Origin of the sequence: Roseomonas rosulenta (genome assembly GCF_016106005.1) — a bacterium.
GTDB classification, from domain to species: domain Bacteria; phylum Pseudomonadota; class Alphaproteobacteria; order Acetobacterales; family Acetobacteraceae; genus Neoroseomonas; species Neoroseomonas rosulenta.
Map to the genome: position 1 here is coordinate 1 of NZ_JACADR010000305.1, position 4,951 is coordinate 4,951.

The window sequence follows — 4,951 nt, forward strand, 5'->3', positions numbered from 1 at the left end:
AGGCGCGCGCGCTCAAGGCGGAACTCGCCCGCCATCGCGCCATCGCGGCAGCCGGCGGCTGGCCGCGCATCACCGGCGACACGCGCCGCACGCTCGAGCCCGGCAGCACGGACGCCAGCCGGGTGCCGCAGCTGCGCGCGCGCCTCGCGACCATCGACCCTGCCCTGGTCGAGGGCGCCGCCGCCACCAGCCCGGTCTATGACGAACGCCTGCTCGCCGCCGTGCGCGCCTTCCAGGCCGCCGAGGGGCTCGAGGCCGACGGCCGCGTCGGCGCCATCACCTGGGAGGTGCTGAACACCCCGGTCGAGGCGAAGATCAACCAGCTGCGCGTCGCCCTCGATATGCGCCGCGCCCAGCCGGCACAGCCCACCGAGCGCCGCATCGAGGTGAACATCCCGCATTACCGGCTGCACCTGCTGGAAGGCAGCCGCGTGGTGCAGGACATGGCGGTGATCGTGGGCCGGCGCGACCGCCAGACCCCGATGCTCAACGTCCGCATGACCGCGGTGCAGTTCAACCCGCCCTGGGGCGCGCCCGAGCGCAACGCGCGCGAGGACCTGCTGCCGCGCTTCCGGCGCGACCCGGCCGGCATGCAGGCCGCCGGCTACCGCCTGTTCCAGCGCGTGGACGGGGAGGTCGTCCCGGTCGACGCCACCACGGTCGACTTCAGCAACTACAACCGCAACTTCTTCCCCTATTTCGTCCGGCAGGATGCCGGCGACCGCAATGCGCTCGGCCGCATCAAGTTCATCATGCCGAACGGCGACGACATCTTCATGCACGACACGCCCGACCGGCACCTGTTCAGCCGCGGGCAGCGGGCCTTCTCCTCGGGCTGCATCCGGCTCGAGCGGCCCATGGAGTTGCTTTCCGAGGCGCTCTCGGGCACAGCGGGCTGGGACAGGGCGCGGGTGGACCGCACCCTGGCCAGTCGCGCCACCGTGAGCACGCCGATCGCGCGCTCGATCCCGGTGCGGCTGCACTACACGACCGTCATCGTGGAGGGAGGCCAGGTTATTATGCGCTCCGACATCTATGGCCTGGATGCCGACTACGCCCGCGCGATGGAACGCGGCACGCCGCAACGCATCGCATCCGCCGAAGGGGGCACTGCGCGCGGCGCCCCGGTCCGCTGACCCATGGCGCGCATGTTCCACGGGCTTGCATGCCCGTGCTGCGATCCCGTTGTCGCGAAGCGGCGGGAGGTGATCCGCGCCGGGCTTGGCGGCCTTGCCGCGCTGGCCGGGCTTCCGGCGACGGCGCAGGCCCAGGCGGTGGCCTCGGGCGCGCGGACGATCCGCATCCGCCGCGTGCAGACCGGCGAATCCTTCGAGGGCATCTACTGGCGCGACGGGCGCTATGACCGCGACGCGCTGCGCCGGCTGGACGTGCTGTTCCGCGACCCCTCCATGGACGAGACCACGCCCATGGACCCGCGGCTGTTCGATGTGCTCTTCACCATCGCCCGCCACGTCGGCTCCGATGAGTTCTACGAGGTGATCAGCGGCTACCGCGCGCCGGAGACGAACGCCGCGCGGGCCCGGCAGTCGCGGCGCGTCTCGCGGGTGTCGCTGCACATGTCGGGCATGGCGGCGGATGTCCGCCTGCCGGGCACCCAATCCATGGGGATCGCGCGCGCGGCCGCCGACATGCAGATCGGCGGAGTCGGCCTGTACCGGCGCGACGGCTTCGTCCACCTGGATTGCGGGCCGGCGCGGCGCTGGTAGCAGCTGCCGGAGCGCCATCCGGCCGGATGCTGCTCCGCACATGCGCGACTGGGCGGCAACTCGTTTGCTGTCGGGGTAGCCGCGCAGCCCTCCCGCCGACCGCAGGCTGCGCTACCGCGCCGCCAGCACCCCCGCGCAGGCCGCCGGCATGCGCGGCGGAGGTCCGGGCGGACGTGGCAACGGCCGTCGCGCCTCGGGGCTGAGCCACCAGTCGAGGCTCGCATCGCAGCCATCGCCGGCCGGTGGCGGGCCGATGTCGCGGCATTCCGCCTGGCCGCCCGGGCAGGGCAGGCGGATATGCATGTGCGAATCATGCCCCCGCCAGGGCCGCACGCGGCGCAGCCAGGCCTCGCCGCGATGCCGCCGGCACAACTCCCGCTTGATCGCGTGGTTCACCAGCAGCCGGTCGAGCCCCGGCCGTTCCGCCGCCAGGCGGATCAGCGCGACATGCCGATCGGTGAAGACGCGGGGGTCCACGCCCGATTCGTCGGGGAGCACCAGGGATACGACCGGGATGTTCTCCCGCTGCGCGGGGCTGCTGCGCGGCTTGGGGTTCAGATCGAGCCAGATATCGGCGTCGATGCCGGTCTGGTGGCTGGCATGGCCGAAGGTCATCGGCCCGCCGCGCGGCTGCGACAGGTCGCCGATCCATAGGTCGGGGAAGCCCCGCGCGCGTGCCGTCGCGGCGAAATCCTGCACCCAGGTGACCATCGCCGGATGCCCCCAGTGCCGGTTGCGACCGACGCGCACCGCTTGCCAGCCCGGCCCATCCGCGGGCAGCTGCACCGCGCCGGCGATGCACCCCAGCGAGGTCCCGCCGATGATGCGCGCGGGCCCCGCTGCGGGGCCTGCGACCGCGCCCCAGGTCTCGGCGCGGGAGATATCCTGCGCCCTCGTCGCAGCAGGCAGGGCCAGCAGCACAAGCGCGGCCACCCAGCGGAGGAATGCCTTGTCCATGCCGCATTGCTAGCGCGTTTTCCGCGCCCACGGCATGCCTGCCGCACGAAGCCCGGGCCCGCTACCTCGCGGTCGGCAAACGCGCTAGATCCGGCGCCGCCGACCCTGGGAGACGGCCCGTGGGGCCCGCCCCAGTGCACCCCGCGGGGCGTTGCCTCCGTTTCGTCCGACGGCGTGCCGCCCTGCTGACCTCACGGAGTTCCCGCGTGTCCCGTTACCTTGTCACCGGCGGAGCCGGCTTCGTCGGCAGCCATGCGGTGCTGGCCCTTCTCGACCGCGGGCACGAGGTGGTGGTGCTCGACAACCTGACCCAGGGCCATCGCGCCGCGGTGCCAGCCGGCGCGACCCTGGTCGAGGCCGAGCTCGCCGACACCGCCCGCCTCGCCGAGGTCTTCGCCACCTGGCGCTTCGACGCCGTGCTGCATTTCGCCGCGCTGTCGATCGTGGGTGCGTCGATGCGCGACCCGCTGCACTACATCGCCGAGAACGTCGCGCATTCGCTGCGCCTGGCCGAGGCCGCGATCAAGGCCGGCTGTCTGCGCTTCGTGCTGTCCTCGACCGCGGCGCTGTTCGGCGACCCCGACCGCGTGCCGATCGACGAGGACTGCCGCATCGCGCCGTCCAACCCCTATGGCGACAGCAAGCGCATGGTCGAGGAAGGGCTGGAATGGGGCGCGCGCATCCACGGGCTGCGCTATGCCGCGCTGCGCTACTTCAACGCCGCCGGATCGGACCCGCTGGGCCGCGCCGGCGAGGACCACGACCCCGAGACGCATCTGGTGCCGCTCGCGATCGACGCGGCGCTTGGCCGCCGCCCGCCGCTCACGGTGTTCGGCGAGGACTACCCGACGCCCGATGGCACCTGCATCCGCGACTACGTGCATGTCACCGACCTCGCGGAGGCGCATCTGGCGGCGCTCGCGCGGCTCGAGACGCATGGCTCGTGTCGCTACAACGTGGGCAGCGGGCAGGGGGCCTCGGTGCGCGAGGTCATCGCCGCGGTGGAGCGTGTCGGCGGCCGGCGCGTGCCGCATGCCATGGGCTCGCGCCGCGCCGGCGATCCGCCGGTGCTGGTCGCCGCCTCCGACCGACTGCGGGCCGAGACCGGCTGGGCGCCGCGCTACGGCGCGCTGGACGAGATCGTGCGCACCGCCTGGGCCTGGCGCGAGGCGCATCCGCACGGCTACGGCGACCGCGGCCGCGCCTGACGCGCTGCTTGGGGCCGAGGTGCGGAACCGGCGGCGCCTGCGCGCCCGCCCGCCGCGACGCCGCCACGGCCCGCATGGCTTGAACCCACGTCACCGCACATCCGGCCCGCCCAAAGCCCGGCAAGGGCGGCTCTTCGCACCTGCCGCCGCTGTCGGTCCTTCCCCGCGAAGCGTGCGGGGCCTGGCACGGATGGCGGGCGGCGTCCGGCCGTCCCGCGCGCCGCCATGACACGCTCGCGCATGCCGCGGCGGACGTGTAGAGCCTGACCGGCACGACCAGGGCAGGGGGTGGCGATGACCGGCCGGCGAATCCTCGCGGTGATCGGGCACGAGGTGCGGGAGATGATCCCGCCCACGATCTTTTTCGCCCTGGGCTTCAACCTGATCGTGCTCACCGGCCACCTGATGACCGGCAGCTACGGCCGGCAGCTGTTCAGCTTCACCATCGCCACGACAACCGCGCTGGTGGTGGGCAAGTCGGTGCTGCTGGCCAATGCGCTGCCCCTGATGCGGCGCTTCGACGGCGCGCCGCTGCTCTACCCGATCCTGTTCAAGAGCTTCGTCTACTGGCTGGTGGTTCTGGTCATGCGCCTGCTCGAGGCGATGGTGGAATCCTGGATCGGCGACGGCAGCGCCATCGTCGCCTTCAACGAGCTGGAGGCGCGTTTCTCCTGGGACCGCTTCCTCGCCGTGCAGATCTGGATCCTGGTGCTGTTCCTGGTCTACGTAACGGCGGACGAGCTCAATGCCCTGTTCGGCGCCGGCGAGTTGCGGCGCATCTTCCTCACCTGGGCGCCTCCCACCTTCAAGCGCAGCCGGCAGCAGCGCATGAGGGCGCTGGCGCGGATCGCCCGCCTGGCGCGCGAGGGCGACCCCGCCGCGCTGGTGGACGAGCCCGGGCCGCGACGCGAGGAGCTGCGCCGCCTTCTGGACGAGCTCGGCCACCGGCCCGCGCCGCCGGGTTGACGGAGCCGGCGCCTCCGCGCCGATGGGCGCCAGCCGCGGCGCGGCACGATCGGGCTGCGGCGTCCGGCCGCCCGAGGCACCACCCTCGGCGAG

At 73.1% G+C, this 4,951-nt stretch carries 5 protein-coding genes; 4 read left to right on the forward strand and 1 reads right to left on the reverse strand.

Annotated elements, in window-relative coordinates; all coding sequences use genetic code 11:
• Both HW578_RS22760 and HW578_RS22765 read left to right on the forward strand, forming a co-directional pair.
• Window positions 1-1,136 (forward strand): L,D-transpeptidase family protein (locus HW578_RS22760; protein ID WP_198373001.1); only part of this gene is annotated, 1,136 nt, incomplete at its 5' end.
• Between the two features lie 3 nt (window positions 1,137-1,139).
• Window positions 1,140-1,727, forward strand: a complete 588-nt coding sequence (locus tag HW578_RS22765) for a DUF882 domain-containing protein (protein WP_232479214.1) — start codon at window positions 1,140-1,142, stop codon at window positions 1,725-1,727.
• 111 nt (window positions 1,728-1,838) lie between these two features.
• On the opposite strand, the gene mepA is transcribed toward HW578_RS22765, so the two are convergent.
• On the reverse strand, window positions 1,839-2,684 hold the full coding sequence (mepA, locus tag HW578_RS22770; protein ID WP_198373002.1) for a penicillin-insensitive murein endopeptidase: 846 nt from the start codon (window positions 2,682-2,684) through the stop codon (window positions 1,839-1,841).
• Between the two features lie 206 nt (window positions 2,685-2,890).
• Here mepA and galE point away from each other — a divergent pair, with 206 nt between their 5' ends.
• Window positions 2,891-3,892 (forward strand): UDP-glucose 4-epimerase GalE, encoded by a 1,002-nt coding sequence (gene galE / locus HW578_RS22775; RefSeq protein WP_369407957.1) that lies wholly within the window; start codon window positions 2,891-2,893, stop codon window positions 3,890-3,892.
• 294 nt (window positions 3,893-4,186) lie between these two features.
• Complete coding sequence (locus HW578_RS22780; RefSeq protein ID WP_198373004.1) at window positions 4,187-4,858, forward strand: hypothetical protein; 672 nt, start codon at window positions 4,187-4,189, stop codon at window positions 4,856-4,858.
• The last annotated feature ends 93 nt before the right edge of the window (window positions 4,859-4,951 follow it).

Excerpts from the sequence above, each read along its gene's own strand:
- HW578_RS22765 (WP_232479214.1), top strand. The coding sequence starts at position 1,140 with ATGGCGCGCATGTTCCACGGGCTTGCATGCCCGTGCTGCGATCCCGTT.
- mepA (WP_198373002.1), bottom strand. The coding sequence starts at position 2,684 with ATGGACAAGGCATTCCTCCGCTGGGTGGCCGCGCTTGTGCTGCTGGCC.
- HW578_RS22780 (WP_198373004.1), top strand. The coding sequence starts at position 4,187 with ATGACCGGCCGGCGAATCCTCGCGGTGATCGGGCACGAGGTGCGGGAG.